This is a genomic window from Paenibacillus xylanivorans (genome assembly GCF_001280595.1).
Classification (GTDB): domain Bacteria; phylum Bacillota; class Bacilli; order Paenibacillales; family Paenibacillaceae; genus Paenibacillus; species Paenibacillus xylanivorans.
The window spans coordinates 179,241-197,023 of record NZ_LITU01000059.1 but is presented as its reverse complement, the minus strand read 5'-3'; the positions used below and the strand labels follow the sequence as shown (position 1 = coordinate 197,023).

Here is a 17,783-nt window from a genome sequence, read left to right as displayed (position 1 = left end):
CAGATCGGGCAACGCACAGGGACGGGAAATGGGGAGACGGATGAGGAAGGAGAACAGTGAATTCAAGACGGCTTTTGTCTCAGAGGCGGGGTCTTTCCTGAAAAATCGGGATTTCTACGGCTGCGTTGAACTGGAAGACTGGGCTTGTTATGTCATTGCAGATGGTCTGGACACCGATACGGAAGTGAATAGTGCACAGATCACAGTACAGACCATTCTGGAATCCTTTTTGGAAAAGCCAACCATGTCCAAACGCAGACTGACGGAATATATCAAGATCGCACATGAATGGTTGCAGTATGAAAGCCGCCGGGTCAGGCTCAAAGCGGGATTCGTTATTGTTGTAACGGATTATACACGCATGGTGTGGGCATCGGCCGGACATAGCCGCTTGTATCATTTCCGGGGAAATAGGCTTGCACTAAAAAGCAAGGATCATAGTGTAGCTGCCCAACTGGCAACGGAAGGCCAGATTGCCGAGGATCGTGTGGATCAGCATGATGAACGCGGCAATCTGAATGAATACGCGGGCAAACCTGGCATGATCAAACCGTATGTATCCGATAAGATCAAGCTGGCGGATGGCGATGTGCTTGTTCTATGCACCCCTGGATTATGGGAAGGCGTGCAGGATGCCGAGATGATCGATGCGGTGGAAGGTGCGAATGATCCGCAGGCGCTGGCGGATACGCTCGAAGAAGTGATGCTTAGCAAGCAACGTTCGCGAATCGAGAATTATAGTGCGGCAGCTATTTACGTGAACAAGATTTTTCATGAAGAGCCCAAGAATCGTAAGAAGTGGATTAAACGGATTGCCATCATGTTGATCATGCTCCTGATTTTTGGCGGAGCCGGCATATTCTACGCGGTGAAAAGTGCAGCCAAAAAGGCCGAACTTGTAGTAGATATGCTGCAATACGAACAGAACGCTGACCAGTACGTGAAGGAACAGGAGTATGCCAAGGCCGTCTCGGATTACAGTCTTGCTCGCAACAATTCCATTAAAATCAAGGATCCTGTGCACAAAAAGCTGCTGACTTCGAAGATGGCTGCTGCTCAGACATTGGTTGACGGCGAAGCTCATTTGAAAGAAGGAGATATTCCCAAGGCAACCGCCAGTTACACTAAAGCACTGGAATTGTCTGAGTCGTATAGTATGTTCAACCGAGAAGTCATTCAGGAACGTTTGGAACAGATGACCACCTTCCAGCAAGTACAAGACTGGATCACCGAGGGGGATCTGAAACTCCAGAACGGAGACTACAGTGGAGCGATTATTTTGTATAAAAGGGCCAGAACGGCCGCCACGGAAACAGCATACAAGGAAGCACTGAAGGAAGTTGCCACCAAACTGGAGACGGCCGAAACCAAACGGGCGGATATCAAGCGCCAATCCAGACAGCTCCAGGCCGACACCCTGGAACAGAAGGGTGACCGCTTTAATGAAGCCGGAGATTATAGCGGCGCCATGGATGCCTATGCTTCGGCACAGGAAATTTATCAGGAGATCGATATGTTGGAACGCGTGCTGGCTATGGAGCGGAAAATAAATAAGCTGGAAGAGAAACTGAATCCGCCTGTACCGGCGGCAGATCTTACTCAGGATGCGGCAGGGTTAGGAACAACAGATACGTCTGGTTTGAACTCGGATTGGACCGAGAACGCGGGAGGAATGAGCGCAGGCAATTCAGTGGGAAGCACTTCTTCCGCGGGTAATGCCTCTTCGGCCGGAAGTGGGACTGTGGATTCTTCTGGATCCGGGTCTTCTTCAGGGAAAACGACAAGCAATGCTAGCATTAATTCCGCCTCAAAGGCTAAAGGAAGCACCGATTCCACCGAGGCTGAAGCAAAGGAACAGGAATCCACGGAAGGAGGAGATTCGTGATGAAAGATATTATTCGTGACCGTCTAAACAAGATGGAGGATCTGGAACAACGTCGCATGCTCAAAGACCTCATGACAGGCGTTTTTCTTAATCTGGTCGAGTATCAGGAGACACTGAACAAACAGATCGAGCAACGGGTGTTTGACGAGGTGAAGAATCAGGAGGGAAAGTATGAACTCCACATCACATTAATTGACCGGGAAGATTATGATCCCATCCATGAATTTCTCCGACCGATGTTAAGTTCCGATTTGAACAATCAAGTTCTAGATATCAGTGGTGTTGCAGAACTTGTACGTAATGGAGGGGAAATTCCTTTATTCTCCTTGTTTTTGGAAATGGGTACCCAGCAGATTTGGGAGTTACTTTCAAGTGAACGGATATTTAAGGGCACCATGATTACGAATGCAGGCGAGTATCCTTTATTTTTTAAGTTAAAACAAAACCTATCGTACATAAACGAAATAGAGAAGCTCTATCAATCGTTTATGTTGATCGGGATGAACTGGCGGACGATTAATCTCCCGTATATTTATAAGTTTGTGGATTGTGTGCTTGTTGGAGGAGAAGGAGAACCTGCCATACATGAAGAGGTAAAAGAAATTGTTTTGTCACTGGAGGAGTATGACGTCTATAAACGTTCAGGCGTTATTCCGTTGTGGAATTTGGAACGAATAAGTCAACGTAATACAGGTTTCCCGATGCCGGCTATAGACCGAATTAATTTTGAACATACACTTTCTTTACGGCAAGAAGGCATTGATCATGGATATTTGGTCGATGCCAGCGAAGCGGATGTTAGATATATTTTGCGATCCGAGGATCGATTAGTTATCGTTACTCCCCGCAATGAATCAGGTGAATGGGGGCTTGTGAAAATCATTAAACCTTCTTTGACGAAGTTGACTCATTTCCCGTATCCGACATTTTCAAATCGGCGTAAGGAACAGTTCACTGTCCGTTTAGCCGAAAACAAAGGACAAATCATTCGCTCTAAGGCGGAGATTCTGCGAATTGTTAGTTCTCTTGAAGCAGCTGAAGGAATTGAATTGGTCGAAATTCAAATTTTGGATCCAGTAAAGAACGGTCAAATGTTGGGTGATACATCTTCCTTGACCTATTCATTAAATTCATTTGTGAGTGACGGTATACGAACCGATCATGGTAAGCCGGTCATGAAACTAGTTTTTAGATTTGAGGCAGGCGGCAGGGAAAGAATACCGAAATTTTTAGAGGTGGATGTATTAAGTTATATTGTTGCCGAAATCCAGAGGTATTTTCCCGATTACAGATGTGAAGGTGCATATCTGTGAACTATATATGGGATGTCATGTTGAATTCACAGTTGAAGGGCATGGATGCAAGTAGCATAAAGTTTGTACCCGCGGAGAACTACTCGCCATATATGGAGCTCAGTTTGGAAGATCTGAACATGCGAGAAATCGATCAGACCATCGAAGTGAATCCTTATTATCGATTTTACTCCATATTCAAGAATCTCTTTCTTCCGGATGATGAAGAAGTTTACGAGCTGAGGGAGAATCTTTTTGATATCCTTTTTCACTTCCTGGGAACGATTGATTTGCATCAGGGAATGAACAAACGTGAGTATTATATTCGCTTTCTAAAGAGGGATATATGTGATGGCGTGTATGGAGGCAGAATTGCATCCACTTTTAAAGATCTGAATAGAGAGGAGCAGGACAAGATCTGCGAGGGATTGTTGATGGTTTACGAAACAGGAGAATTGATTCATTTCCTGAAACAGACCATGAGCAAGATATTTAAAAAATCCATTATTTACGCCAATTGCGAAGAAAAAAATGAATTACTGATTTATATGGGGCAGAAGAAAACAGATGATGCCAATTCCAAAGTCGATTTGATCATGGGATTATTTTTACCACTCGATTTCACGATCGAGATCTATTGGAGTCATCATTTTGGCATTTTAGAAGAGGAAACCACCATGAGGATTGAAGGAATAGCCCTCTACTAAGTGGGTTGAAAAAAGTGGTACCTCGTTGAATGAAAGGAAACGTGAATGATGAACGGACCTTATAAGTATAGGCTGCATCAACCGGACACAGATGATAAAGGTAGTCCATTCGCAACCAGATATGCAAGAGTGGAGCTTGAACAAATGACAACTTTCCAGTTGAAAGAAATATGTCATAAGCAGCGTCTTGTAGAAGGTTTGGCCAACCGTCTGGATCGGAATTCACTCATCAGCCTAATTTTAAAATTCAGGAGTGACGAGGAACACTTTTTAATTACACGTCATCACGATGGCGGTTTCGAAAGAATCGAAACCATTCTGCAACAATATTGGAAGGACCAACGGCCGAAGGAAGCGACGATTCGTGTTCCCGCCAGAATTACTTTATATCAGGGCGTGCGAACGGGCAAGAATGATCGTTATCTGATCCAATCCGATGAAGTGTGGCTCAATAATTCCAATGTTTTATTGGTAAACGGGAGTGGGCAGTTGTGCGGCATCATGAATATTCTCAAAGATGAGAATCGCCAAGGATGCTTCTATTTATCGCGTGATGAAGATACAGATCTAAGGGAAACATCCAATCGGGACTATCGTTTGTTGTTCTTAAAAAAACAGGATTCAGATTATTTCTATCATGCATATTACAATGATCAGCCCATGCTTCCATTGAAATTTCAGGCTGCCTGTGTTCCCGTCTCCGAATTAGTCATAAGGGACACGGAAACGACAGAGGCGGTACTTGCGATTGATTTTGGGACATCCAATACAACAGCTGGAGCATACTTAGATGATGAATATGTTTCGAAACCGGAGAGAGGCGTTCATTCTTCAGTCCAAATCAATTCAATCAACTATGTTTTGTTTCCGCAGCGAAAGGGACAGGAATGGACAGAAGTATTACCAACGGCAGTTCGTATTGTGGAGTGCTCCAGTTCGCAACATGTTGTCTATTCTTATGGTGAAGAAGCACTAGGAGATCATGAATTTGGAGGAACGCGGGCGAGTGTCTTCAGGGGGATAAAGCGATGGATCAATAACTATGAAGCCAAAGAAGAGATCATCGATTCTGTAGGGAATACAGCCGTTGTTGATCGCGGTGAAATTCTCGGAGGCTTCCTCCGTTATGTGATAGGTACAGCAGAACAGCAATTCAAATGCCGATTCAAGAATCTTCATTTTACCGCTCCGGCCAAACTGCAGGTACAGTTCATTGAGATGTTCAAACATGTTCTTCCCGATTACAAAATCGTTGAAGATCAGGTTTTGGATGAAGGTCTGGCTGTTCTGTATAATACACTGGCTGATCAGATGGATCGAGGAGCTTTTGCAGACGGTGAAGAATATCAGGCGCTTGTCATGGATTGCGGGGGAGGAACAACGGATCTATCTTCGTGCCGCTTTCGAATTGAGGATGGGAGGATAGCCTACAAACTCGATATCCATACAAACTTTGAAAACGGGGATATGAACTTTGGAGGTAATAATCTAACTTACCGGATCATGCAATTCATGAAAGTTGTGTTTGCAGATTATTATGCAACGGATGGACGTTACTCCGATACGGATATTGATACATTAATCAGCATACCTGGAGGAGATTTGTATCGACATGTTGATGAATTCGGAGTAGATGCGGTTTACGAAAGATTGGAAAAACGGTATTTAGAGGCTGGACAAATTCTGCCGACCGCATTTAAGAACTATGAGAGCGCGACACGTGAAGAATATCAGAGAGTTTTGAATAATTTTCACCTTCTGTGGGGTGCTGCAGAAAACATGAAAAAGGAATTTTTTCATCGAACAGGCATATTGCGCAGCAAATTTGAAGCGGAGCGTGGCACCGGTACAGAAACGGATCTAAATATCGAGGTAATGGATCGATGGCTGATATCTGTTGTTGAAAATGGCCGTTTCAGGGATGAGCATCATCTTCCGGGAGTTGTGTTCAATATTAGGGAGATTCATCAATTGCTTAAAGCGGATATCTATAATATTGTTCGCAAATTTCTGGATGAATTCTATCATAATGGACGCTTGCAAGATTATTCGATTATCAAGCTTACAGGGCAGTCTTGCCGAATTGATCTGTTTCGAGAGGCGCTAAAGGAATTCGTCCCGGGGAAAAGCATTGAATTTAAGCAAAAGGCTGAAGTAAGCCAGAAAACACCAGAATTAAAAATGGCATGTCTTAAGGGAGCTATTCGCTATCTGAATTCCAAAAAGATGGGGATGATTGATCCACAGATTACGCATCAATCTCCAGTAATTCCGTATACGATCAGTTCCTTAACCCACTCGGGATCGGAGAAGAATCTCATTGAAGGCTTGAATGAAAAGAAAACCTCCGGATTCATATCCCGCCCTTCTCATGTTTCAGAGATCGAATTTTATCTTACTTCAATCGATGGAAAACAACGGGGACGCTATGTATATCACAATCAACCAGCCGCATATGAGATCAAGTCTTATGAAGAGATCGCAGTGAAGTTCGGAAGGTTTATCCTGCAAGACGACACCGACTCGATTCGTAATGGCGAAACCAGGTTTTTTGTCTTTGCCGGGGAACAGCATTGGGGATTCGTCGTCGTCCCCGTATCACGAAATGAAGAGCAGCTCTACTTAGGGCCCAAAAAGTTTTTTCCCTTCGAACTGGAATCATCCGAACTTGATTTCTTCGATGGCACAAAGTGATTTGCTTGTTTGAAGCAAAGAGAGAGAGGGGGGATGGCTATGCTGGTACACATCGTTCCACGATTTGAGAAGGGGCGCATTCTACGTACCGAAATGTTAGAGAATCTTAGGGATTTTCCCCGGACTTTTCTAGATGTTCGATTCGAAGATTATTCGGATGGGATATTGACAGGATTAAAGGTGAGCGTGGAAGATCAGGTTCTTATTGTGGGTAAAGGTATACTCAAACATGCCGGGCGCCTTTACTTGCTTGAAGATGATTTTTCAGTTCCATATATGGCTACTGGCCGGGTGGCCGTATTGAAAATGATTTTTCTTGAACCGACCCGAAGGCCCGATTTTACGGCACATCATGCCGAAATTGTATTGGAGGGCGAAGAGTCATTGGGGCTTGATGAGGTGGAATTGGGAAGATTCAAGTTAAAGCCGGGTGCTGTTCTTCGATCTGATTATCAAGATTTTGCGGATATGAATACCGAATATAATACATGGTGCGATCTACATGCTCCTTACTCCGCAATTTCAACACCTACCCTGAGACCGGATATCCTGCGTTTTTTTGCCTATGAGATGTTGCAATTTCGTTCAGGAGATGTCCAGGATCATGTTTTTTCGTTCACCTGCTTGAATTCGGAAAGGGTATCCCGTCAAGTAGTTGAGCAGTATATCTATCTCAAAACCGGAATGAATTGCGAGGATTATTCGAATGTTCAGCTGCATAGGCAACTGTCCATGATATTGGTCGAGTCAGGTCGTAATACGAAGACGGCAGTGCCATGGGCCAATGGCCGTAAAGGAAGAATGATTGTAGATTGATTTACTTACGGAAGGGAGGCGGAGGTTTTGTCTTATCTGGATGAGGAGATAGCGAAGCTTGAAAAACAGCGAAGACTGGAAGAGCGGGAGAAAAGACAAGGGAATACGATTCATCAGAACTTGAGAGAGCATCCTGGACTGGAGGAAACTCCATCCCCGCAAGAAATTATGGAAGGTATTCTAAAAGGGACGCTTATAGTGGAAGGAACGGAGGTATCTTTTGATAAAACAAGCCTTATGCGCACGGGCATTTGCATGAGGTTGCCTCAAGAATTCGTGAAGACCTTGGGAACGTCAGAACATCTGGTCTACAGTAACGAGAAGCTTGAAATGAACTTGATGATGCAATGGATCAAACCTGTAAAAGCCATGTCGATGGGGCAATTCAAAGAGATTATGCAGCAACAGTTTCGATCCATGGAACTGGGCATGAATTGGATGGAGGACGGGAATGTTGTTCCGTGTGACTTGCAAACTAGGTATTGTGTGTTTAACAGTTCCGTGGCCAATGGGCACGTATTCAATTATCAAGCTTTTATAGAAAAAGGCGATTATCAGCTCATTTTTAATGTAAACGGTAATTTGGAACGATGGAGTCATTGGAAACCGGTGATTACAGGTATGATATCTTCGCTGGAGGTGACAGATTTATGAGCTCAGAAGCTTTGACTTACGAAAACATAAAAATCACTCCGTTTGACCAGATAAGATTGGAACAGTTCTCGATCGAACAAATGGTGAACGAGCATGGCAAGATATCGCTATCCGGAACGATCACTAAAGAGCAACATGATGAGTATATGCAGTCAGTGCAATCTCTTACTCCGGTAAATGTGTTGCAGGTCATGTCAAATGGTAACAGCAAAAAGTTGTTCTGTGGATTGATCACCATGTTGGAAATGCGCAAGGTACAGGATGTTTACTATTTACAAGCAGAAGCCCATACGTATTCGTACATGCTGGATCTCAAACGCAATACTCGTTCATTTCAGAATCCTTCACTTAATTATAATGCGTTGGCTAAAGAAGTCGGAAAAGCCCATAAAGGATATGATGTCATATACGCCGTCGGACGTGATGATAGCATCGGCAAGTTTGTTCTTCAATATTATGAAACAGACTGGACTTTCCTGAAGCGGATGGCTGCCCGTATGAATACCGTACTATTACCGGCAGCACATCTGGACAGCGTGAAGATTTACTTCGGTGTGCCCGACGATGACACGGATGAGCATCTGGAGAATTATAACTATGTCGTCAGAAAAGATCTATCCTCCTACCTGTATCAATCCCGAAACAGCCAGTCCCCCGTCCATGAATCCGATTTTGTGCATTATGAAGTGACAACGCATCGCGTCTTGAATCTGGGTGATGTGATCAGGTTCAAGGGGCGCCCTTATTGCATTCAAAGATGTACATCTAGCATGGAAAAAGGTCTCCTTGTGCACCGTTATACAATAACGAGCCGCAAAGGTATGAATAAAGCTGCTCTCTACAATGACAGTATGCGCGGCGCTTCCATTGGAGGACGTGTTCTTGCCATTCAACGCGACACGGTCAAAGTACATTTGGAGATTGATGAACAAGGTCAAGAGAGTACGGCCTATTCTTTCCCGTATGCTACTTCTTACGCTTCAGAAGATGGTAGTGGATGGTACTGCATGCCAGAGAAGGGGGATAGTGTCCGGGTGCATTTTCCGAGCTCCCGAGAAACCGAGGCTTATGCTATCAGCTCTGTTAACACCTATTCGGAGGAAACGGCACTGTCTCAGCCGGTTGCTGTAAGCACCGGGAACCAGGGCGGGGCGATGCTTGCCGCTGGAAGCGGTGGCGGATCAAGTGCTTCTTCCTCCGGTGATCGCATGTCCGATCCGAACGTACGTTATTTCCGCAATCCTGCAGGAATGGAAGTTAAGCTCACGCCAGATAATGTTAAAATATCTGCTAACAACGGTCAATCCATTATTATGTTGGAGGCTAACGGTGCAGTAACCATTATGGGACAAAAGGAAGTCTCTCTTCATTCACAGGAAAATGTTCGTATTCGTGCTGAAAAGACACTGCTTTTGACGGCCCAGGACCAAATTGTAATTAGTAGCGACAAAGGCGGTAAAATCACGCTGGATGAGTCGGGTAACGCAACAATGGCTGGCACAGAGGTGTTCACCAATAGCTAGGCTTGAAATTGACCATCTTTATTGTTGGCAAGGAGGTGTTGGATGTCATGAAACGGACGGAAGCTTTGAATGAACTTCGCCAGCAATGGGTTCCGCCATTCAGAGCAAATTGTATTGGCGATTTGCATCAGAGCTTGGAAGTACATCTGGAGGAGTTGCACAAGCATGCTTTGCACGTGTTTACAGAGGGTTGCTCCAAAGCATTGGAAATGCAAAGGTTGGGACGTAAAGGAAAGATCGGACACATTCATATCACATTTTTCAGAAATCGTATTATTAGGCAGGATTTTCGGTGCAGGATCTACTGGTACGACCAAGCGCTCTATGCCGATCCATTGGAGTGCTTCATCGAATATGATGCAAGTTGGGCGTTCAGATACTTAATGAAATTCAATGAGTTGAGTTTGCAGGAGAGCAAAAAATACATCGGCAAAATACTGGACGCAGACTTGCTTCTTCTGATGAGACAGGAAGCTTCGCTCTACATGCACTATATTACCAATCTGTTCAGGCAAGTCATGAAGGTTGCTGCAGAGCAAGAGACATTCCTGCAGTTGGATAAGGAAGAAGACCTGTATATCCGGTCAGGTGAACACAAGGATTTCAATGAATTGATATATAAATACGCTTGCGTTCCCGATACGGAAGATATTAGGCAAAAACTTATCCCTAACGAGCTGGATGAGTATGTGCATGGCAACTTTAGAAATATCGATTTGAGCGATATGTACTTCAAATTAGTGAATCTCTGTTATGCCTACTTTACTCATACGAATTTGAGCGGCAGTTTACTCGTCGGTTGCCCACTGATTGGAGCCGATTTTCGAAATGCGAAACTGTCCCACGCCAATTTTGGGCATAGCCTCATTCATGGGGCGGATTTCGGTGGGGCTGACCTGTCCGGGGCACAGTTCGAGGAAGTTCAGGCAAGTTATGTCACACCAACCTGTGAAGAATTTCATATTCCGGCGTTCAGCCCCACACGGTTTGAAGGAGCGGATCTGACCAATGCCGTATTCGTGAATGCTGATCTGAGAGGAGCCAACTTCAGAGGGGCTGTTTTCGAAGGAACAAACTTTGTGCAGTGTCGCCTAGATGGGGCTCATTTTCTTGAAAAGGATCTTAAAACAATAAAATTGAGTTCAGAACAGCGCGAAGGATTGAAAATTTACTCCTAAACGAAAACGGCGGATGGATACCATAATGCGGGAGGAGGATATAAATGGATTATTTTATCATGACGCAGGATCGACTGCTCGATGAACATATGATCATGTTTGATGGTTTGAGATCTGCCTTTAGAACGTTGGAGGTTTCGAAAGACCGCGCACAGGAGATCAAAGATTTCACCGTTGTGTATGTCGAAGGAAAGGACAAGATTATTCCGGATTTGATTGACCGTCCGGTTGTTCTCATGTCCGATCCTTTAAAAAAGGTCGTTGAAATGTACGATGACGATGCTCTCTTCAAATGTGTGGTACTTGCCCATCCTGCGGAAGAAATGCAACAAACCTATTGGTTGCTGCTGGTAGATCGATTGGAATGTCTGTCTGATCTAACGGAATATGATCCTTGGGGGAGGCCTAGCCGAATAATCATTGACCGGAAGATGACCAAAGGACATGCCGTGTTTCGCATTGCAGGCATTGACGATCAGCGGCTGGTCATTAATTTGGACATTGCTGAAAGCATACTGCGGCGAGATTTGTGGGGGATATCGCTCGAACCGCTGGAGTCGAAGGAGGAGGAGGAAATATGAGTGATGACAAAAGCTATGTGGTACATGGGGCATATGCCCAATGCACATTCGGGACACGACCCGCGAGATTGGTGATCCCTGCCAGTCACGGTGATTACATTCATGAGCAACCGCAATTAAACGTGAATGATTTCCTTTCGATGACCAATATCCGACCGTTTGGCTTGTGTACAAGCCTTAGCAATCCGGCAGTACAGGCTGAGATGAAGGCAATCGTAGATGCGGTCCAACCTCCTAAGCAGGATATTGGTTGGTTCAAATCCCTTTTTACTAAAGAAGAGGATGTTCCGTTGGAAGAACTGCCGCCACCTGAGTGTGTGGCCATGTGTACGCCTCAAATTATTGCTCCGTGGTTGGACGGCAAAGATGACGTCAAGGTGAGTACTGGAGATGCCTTGCTTAACACCTGCAAAAACTTTTGTATTTGCGGGCGTGGGGATATCACGATAGTTCATAACGGTCAGAGAGAGTAGTCGGATTCCGTGATAGTCATAGGAAGGAGGAGAAATAATTGTGGAAATGGTTTATGCAGGTATGATTATTGAAATACCTTGTAACTTGGTCAGAATTGAAGATATACAGATCATGCATCGAATGAATGAACATTCTTACTTGCGGATCAGGGCTGTCCTACATGAAAAGGGAAGCGACAGTGCTCATGAGCTTACTACAGACGACAAAGTGAAGGCATACATAGCATCTGAAGATGGTCGGGAAAAGAAAACGTGCCTGTTTGCCGGAATGGTTCAACAGGCGGTGGTCGAGCATGTTCAAGGCATTTTTTATTTGGAATTGGTGGCAGTATCACATACGTACATGCTGGATATTGAATGGAGGAAGCGTTCGTATCAAAATCAGCAAAAGACTTACTCCGAGGTCATCCATAAGGTGATTGATCAATATGCAGGTGCCTCCTTGATCAATGCATTACCGGCTACGGTAACGGGGCAAATGTTGCTGCAATATCAGGAAACAGACTGGGAGTTCATTCTTCGACTTGCTTCCCGCTTGGGTACGGTAATCGTGCCCATAGTTGATGATGCGCCTGCCATAGCCTTTGGAATCCCGCAAGAAATGGCGAAGAACGAGCTGGCCTTTGAGGCGTATACGATGCAGTCTCGTTTTGTTCCACATCGGGAAACACAGGAAATTCGCTATCAGATTCAGAGCAGGCAGGTGTACCGGCTTGGAAACCAAATGGAGATTCAGCGACTACCTTTTGTCGTTTATGAGATTGAATCGACGGTGGCCCACGGTGAACTAATTCATACCTACACGCTACTATCCGAAGCCGAGGCCAAATTGACCAAAATCCTGCCTTACGGCATACAAGGCTTATCGCTTGAAGGTAAGATCACGAAAATATCCCGCAATAAGGTCCAATTGCATCTGGATATTGATAAGGAAGCCGAAACGGATAACGCCTGTTGGTTCCCATTCTCGACAGGTATGGATAACCAGAGTGCGTACATGATGCCCAAGCCGGGATCGCCGGTGAAGTTACATTTTCCCAGCCCATCCGAGAAGAGCGCCATTGCGACGAGTTCGGTCCGCCGAGGAGTCGAACAGAGCAAATACAGCCAAAAGTCGTCCAATCCTGCCATCAAGTCATTAACGAACGATTCGGATCAGGAGATGAAGCTGACGGGTGAAGATATCGTATTTGCCGCAGATGCAGCAGAAACCGTCAAATTGAAACTGGCCGGAGACGGTTCGATAGAAATTTTAGCGAATACGGATATAGCCGTTGCTGCTCTGGAGGATTTCCTGATCGACGTTAAAGGGGACATGCCTGCTCCGAAACAAATTGAAATGACTGCAGGCGAAATGGTGGCTATCTCCAGAAGCCCGATGGAAGGCATCAATCTGGATCAATATATTTACATCGCTGATCTTACGGATATACAGGCAGCTACCATATATTATGATGGGACTCCAGGCAAGCCGCCGGCAGACCCGTTTGACGATTCTGAGCTCCTAGCGCAAGATGCCAGCATGATGGAAGAGATCAACGGAAATGCTCTTGCATATCGACAGGCACTGGTTGACAAAATGGAGGCGGGCAAAAGCAAAATCGGCTTTGGCAAAATCGCCATGCTGATCGGCGCAGCGGCCGTAGGCGTTGCGGCGGTCGTTCTTACGGGTGGGGCAGCAACACCTCTGGTTATTGCCGCGGGAGCAACTTTGGTTGCGGGTACCACCACAATGGTGGTGGCAGCTAGCGAGATGGCAGAAGGCAGCCAGGATATAGCCAAGGCCAGGGTAGGCGACTTGTCTCAGTCGCACAATTTTATGCGGGATACGGTGTTGGGCGGCAATGCCGAACTGTACGATATGGTCAAATATGGATCGGTCATTGTCTCTGTTGGGGGACTCTCCGTATTGACTGGTGGCGGAGCTTCAGCGCTAATTCTTCCATCCATTGGTGGAGGAGTGAACGTTGCGATCACTGCAATCTTCGACCCTGCGTTACAACCAGGAGAGACGTTAATCGGCCACTATATGAAGAGCTTTCAGAACGGATTTTTGAGTGGTGCCATGATGGGTAAATTCATGTCTGGTATTAAATGCGGTACCGGGTTAAGCAATTTTGCCAATATCTATGGCCGAGCGGTAGCAGGCGGTACAATCAGCGGCATGACGCAGGACATGATGAACACGGGAAGCACAAGCCTCACGTCGAATTTGGCGGCTAATGTAGTGGGGGGGCTTTTCTCTTTTACAGGCAAAAACAGACTAACCGATTATGTTTCCTCCGTAGCAGGCGGCATGGGGGGAGCCATGGCGGAGGATTTATGGCGAAACGGGAACGTCAACCATTCTCTGACATGGGATACGTTAAAGAAAGTGTCGGTTGCCAGCCTTGCTACGATGGTTAAGACTGGTGATCCCGTGGATGTCACGAGAGGTGGCTTTCATTATTTTGCCAAAGACATGATCGTGCTTGATAGTGGTTCTCCGATCGAAATGGTACGGAACTATAATTCACTTTATCCAGTCAAGGGACTGACGGGCCGAGGGTTTATTTTTACATATGAATCCTACCTCAAGCGAGAGGGGAATCGGATTTACATCATTTGTCCGGATAGCCATTACGAGAGATTTATGTTTCATGAGGGCACTTGGATCAATGCGATTGGAGGTAAGCAGGACTATCGCCTGATCGAATATGAGGATGCATCGGGGTATGCACTCATCGGACCGGACAGGGTAACGTACGAGTATGACGAGACAGGGCGTTTGTGCAGCGTTGCGGATCGGTCAGGGAATCGGACGCGACTGGAGTATAACGATAACGGTATTAGCCGTCTGATTGCACCGGGCGGAAAGACTGTCTTGATGGAGTGCCGGGATGGCTTGTTAATACGGATGACCGACAATATTGGCAGATCCGTGATTTATGAATATGACGGCGACCTCCTCATGCAGGTAACCTATCCCAATCAGGGGAACATTCAATATACGTATACGGAGCAAGGCTATCTTGAGAGCATAACGGACCAGAACGGAAATACCTATGTGACTAACATCTATGATGCTGCTGGTAGAGTAATCCGGCAAAGGGATGCTTACGATCAAATGACCGATATCCATTATAATGATGCTGATTCTGAAACGACATTTACTTTCCATGCTACGAATGTCGTGGAGACGTATCGCTATAATACAGATTACCTTGTAACCGATATCGTCTATCAGGATGGGACACACGAAACTTTCGAGTATGATGCGTATCAATTCAAGTGTGCACATACGGATACAGGTGGCCGGACTACTCGGTGGGAGTATGATATTAATGGGCAGCTACTGACGGAGATTGCAGCTGATGGCACACAGCATAGTCAGGTCTATGATGAACAATTCAACCGTATCTCCGTGTCAGTCAATAATATCGTGGAAAAGACGTATGCCTATGACACGTTCGGACGCGTACTGGAAGAGACGCAAGCGATCGATGCGGAGCGTCGGGCTGTCACTGCCTATACCTATGATGCACACGGAAGGACTCTCACACGTCAGAATGCGCTGGGTCACGTGACTACGTATGCATATGAAGTCAATCATACGGATTCACCATCTTATGTTAGGGATGCCGAGGGCCAAGAATATCGATATACATTTGATGGTGCGGCCCGGGTCACCGGCATAACGACGGCGTATGGAACCGTTGAATTCGAGTACAACGATCTGAACAAAAGAACCCGTATTGTGGATGCAGAGGGCAATACTACGCTGATGTTCTATGACAAGATGGGCAACATGATCAAGCGGGTGCAGCCCAATGATTACGTGGAACGAATCGATAACGGTAAAGGAACGGAGTACCGCTACGATGCGTTGGATCATCTCATTCGCATCACCGATCCGCTTCATCACACCCAAAGGTACCACTACGACATGTACGATCATATGCTCAAAGAGGTGGAGCCGAACCAATATGATCCGGTATTGGATGATGGTCAAGGCATGGAGCATGTATATGATCATCGTGGAAACCGCATCCAGACCATATTGCCCGATGGAGGGATTCAACGATTTAAATATGATGCCGCCGGTAATCTCGTGAAGTCCATCGGTCCAGAGCAATATGATCCGGCGACGGATGATGGTTTGGGGACGGAATACGACTATGATGCCATGGATCGTCTGGTTCAGGTGACCAATGCAGAAGGGCACATCGAACGGCGGTATGCCTATGATTCCGCAGGACGGGTCGTCAAAGAAATGGATGGCAAAGCAGTGGACAGTGGTGACCAAGATGCCGAACGGTTCGGTACACTGTATGGTTACAATACGGCAGGATGGTTGATCGAAAAACGGGAACCTGTTCAGGAAGGGATATCCTCTGAGAGTGAGCCTGCGGTATATGGGCAGGTGATGTACCGCTTGTCCCGTTATGAATATGACCTTGCCGGAAACCTGGTGAAGGAAGAGCGAACGTCGGAGTTCGTTACACGGGAGGGATATCCGGCGACGTATCATCGTATTACGTATGCCTATGATCGTAATTTGCGTGTAACTCGCATCACGGATGACACAGGAGCGGACATTCGATATACATACGATTGTCTGAATCAGCGGACCTCCGAACGTTATAAGCTGAGTGAAGGCAAGGAGCGATACATCCGTTACGAATATGACAAAGCGGGCAGGCTATTGCGCCAGCTAGACGTACTCGATGGGGAAGACCTGCGTGATGAACGCCAGGGAACGGTCTCGGCAGAGACCGAATATGGGTATGATCGTAACGGGAACATTACGTATATACGTTCGCCCGAAGGGTACGAAACGGAGATTAGCTATGATAGCACAGACCGGATCGTACAGATCAGCCGCCGGGAGCATGCAGGAGCGAAGGCCAGTTCCATGTACCTGAAGTATGACCGCAGCGGCAACGTGACAGAAGAAACGGATACACTGGGGCATGGGATACAATATGCGTACGATGTTCGAAATCGACCCATCCGTTTTGTAGGCAAGCGGGGTGGTATCACCCGGCTCTTCTACAATACCGAAGGGAAACTCGCCAAAAAGGTGACACCTGGCCTGTACGATGCAGCCCGTGACGATGGGGCAGGAACGGAATATACGTATGATGTGCTGAACCGTCTAACCGAAATCCGAAATCCGTTGGGCGAGATTATTCAGCGGCATGCCTTTAACCGTTATGGGGAGCAGGAAGCCGTGACGGAATACGGCGTCGAAACGAGGTATGCCTATACGTTGGCTGGCCAAGTGCGTCAAGTGTGGGGCAATGGCCCAGATCGTATCTCAGTCTTGCGACAGGAATATGAGTACGATGCCGCAGGGCATGTCGTAGGAATTCGGGATGGCGAAGGGCGGATGACGCGCCGTACGCTGGACGGATGGGGCAATATTAAGGCACTGACACGGCCGGACGGCACGACGGAGCATTATGACTATGACGTGGCCGGTAATCTAACTCGTTCTACGGATGCGAAGGGACATGCGACCCAATATGCGTATAATTCCCTGGGTGAAGTGTCCGCGATTACAGGCCCGGATGGCTTGCCCATGACGTACCAGTATGACCGGGAAGGCCGCCTGGCAAGGCAGCAGGACCGGAACCAGCGGGTACTGGACATGGTCTACAATTTCAATGACCAACTCATTCGCAGACGGGAGCTGTCCAGCGGCGAAGAAGAAACGTACACCTACCGCGAAGACGGACTGCTGATCTCGTCTGCGAATAACGAAGTGCGTTATGACTACGATTATAACGAAGACGGTCTGCTTACGGCCAAATATCAGAGCCGAATCGGTGACCTGACGAAACAGGCAAAGGACACCACTCCGCGTCCAGTGTTGCGCTACGAGTATGATGCAGAAGGCCAAACGGTGGCCCGCACGGATGCTGGCGGAATGCGTGTCGAATACGTCCATGACCCGGTGGGTCGGGTCGTTGCCATTCGGCAAGGTGAGAAAGACCTG

The 17,783-nt window shown here is 46.5% G+C and carries 11 protein-coding genes; all 11 read left to right on the top strand.

What is annotated here, in order from left to right; all coding sequences use genetic code 11:
- Positions 1-40: 40 nt before the first annotated feature.
- Positions 41-1,885: a SpoIIE family protein phosphatase gene (locus AMS66_RS13870; RefSeq protein ID WP_053781357.1), complete on the top strand. Its 1,845-nt coding sequence runs from the start codon at positions 41-43 to the stop codon at positions 1,883-1,885.
- A complete protein-coding gene (locus AMS66_RS13865; RefSeq protein WP_053781356.1) occupies positions 1,885-3,198 on the top strand; it encodes a hypothetical protein in 1,314 nt (437 codons plus the stop codon). Before AMS66_RS13870 ends, AMS66_RS13865 begins: the two co-directional genes overlap by 1 nt.
- Positions 3,195-3,884: a hypothetical protein gene (locus AMS66_RS13860; RefSeq protein WP_053781355.1), complete on the top strand. Its 690-nt coding sequence runs from the start codon at positions 3,195-3,197 to the stop codon at positions 3,882-3,884. Before AMS66_RS13865 ends, AMS66_RS13860 begins: the two co-directional genes overlap by 4 nt.
- Positions 3,885-3,932: 48 nt before the next feature.
- Positions 3,933-6,578, top strand: a complete 2,646-nt coding sequence (locus AMS66_RS13855; RefSeq protein WP_053781354.1) for an acetate and sugar kinases/Hsc70/actin family protein — start codon at positions 3,933-3,935, stop codon at positions 6,576-6,578.
- A 39-nt stretch (positions 6,579-6,617) separates the two neighbouring features.
- Positions 6,618-7,394: a hypothetical protein gene (locus AMS66_RS13850; RefSeq protein WP_053781353.1), complete on the top strand. Its 777-nt coding sequence runs from the start codon at positions 6,618-6,620 to the stop codon at positions 7,392-7,394.
- Between the two features lie 27 nt (positions 7,395-7,421).
- Positions 7,422-8,048 carry a hypothetical protein gene (locus AMS66_RS13845; RefSeq protein WP_053781352.1) on the top strand — a complete coding sequence of 209 codons (627 nt, stop codon included), beginning with the start codon at positions 7,422-7,424 and terminating at the stop codon, positions 8,046-8,048.
- Positions 8,045-9,571, top strand: a complete 1,527-nt coding sequence (locus tag AMS66_RS13840; RefSeq protein ID WP_053781351.1) for a contractile injection system protein, VgrG/Pvc8 family — start codon at positions 8,045-8,047, stop codon at positions 9,569-9,571. Before AMS66_RS13845 ends, AMS66_RS13840 begins: the two co-directional genes overlap by 4 nt.
- Before the next feature lie 47 nt (positions 9,572-9,618).
- A complete protein-coding gene (locus AMS66_RS13835) occupies positions 9,619-10,749 on the top strand; it encodes a pentapeptide repeat-containing protein (RefSeq protein WP_053781350.1) in 1,131 nt (376 codons plus the stop codon).
- 44 nt (positions 10,750-10,793) lie between these two features.
- Positions 10,794-11,330 carry a hypothetical protein gene (locus AMS66_RS13830; protein ID WP_053781349.1) on the top strand — a complete coding sequence of 179 codons (537 nt, stop codon included), beginning with the start codon at positions 10,794-10,796 and terminating at the stop codon, positions 11,328-11,330.
- A complete protein-coding gene (locus tag AMS66_RS13825) occupies positions 11,327-11,803 on the top strand; it encodes a DUF4280 domain-containing protein (RefSeq protein ID WP_053781348.1) in 477 nt (158 codons plus the stop codon). The genes AMS66_RS13830 and AMS66_RS13825 overlap by 4 nt, the downstream gene beginning before the upstream one ends.
- A 46-nt stretch (positions 11,804-11,849) precedes the next feature.
- Positions 11,850-17,783 (top strand): DUF6531 domain-containing protein (locus tag AMS66_RS13820; protein ID WP_236703416.1); only part of this gene is annotated, 5,934 nt, incomplete at its 3' end.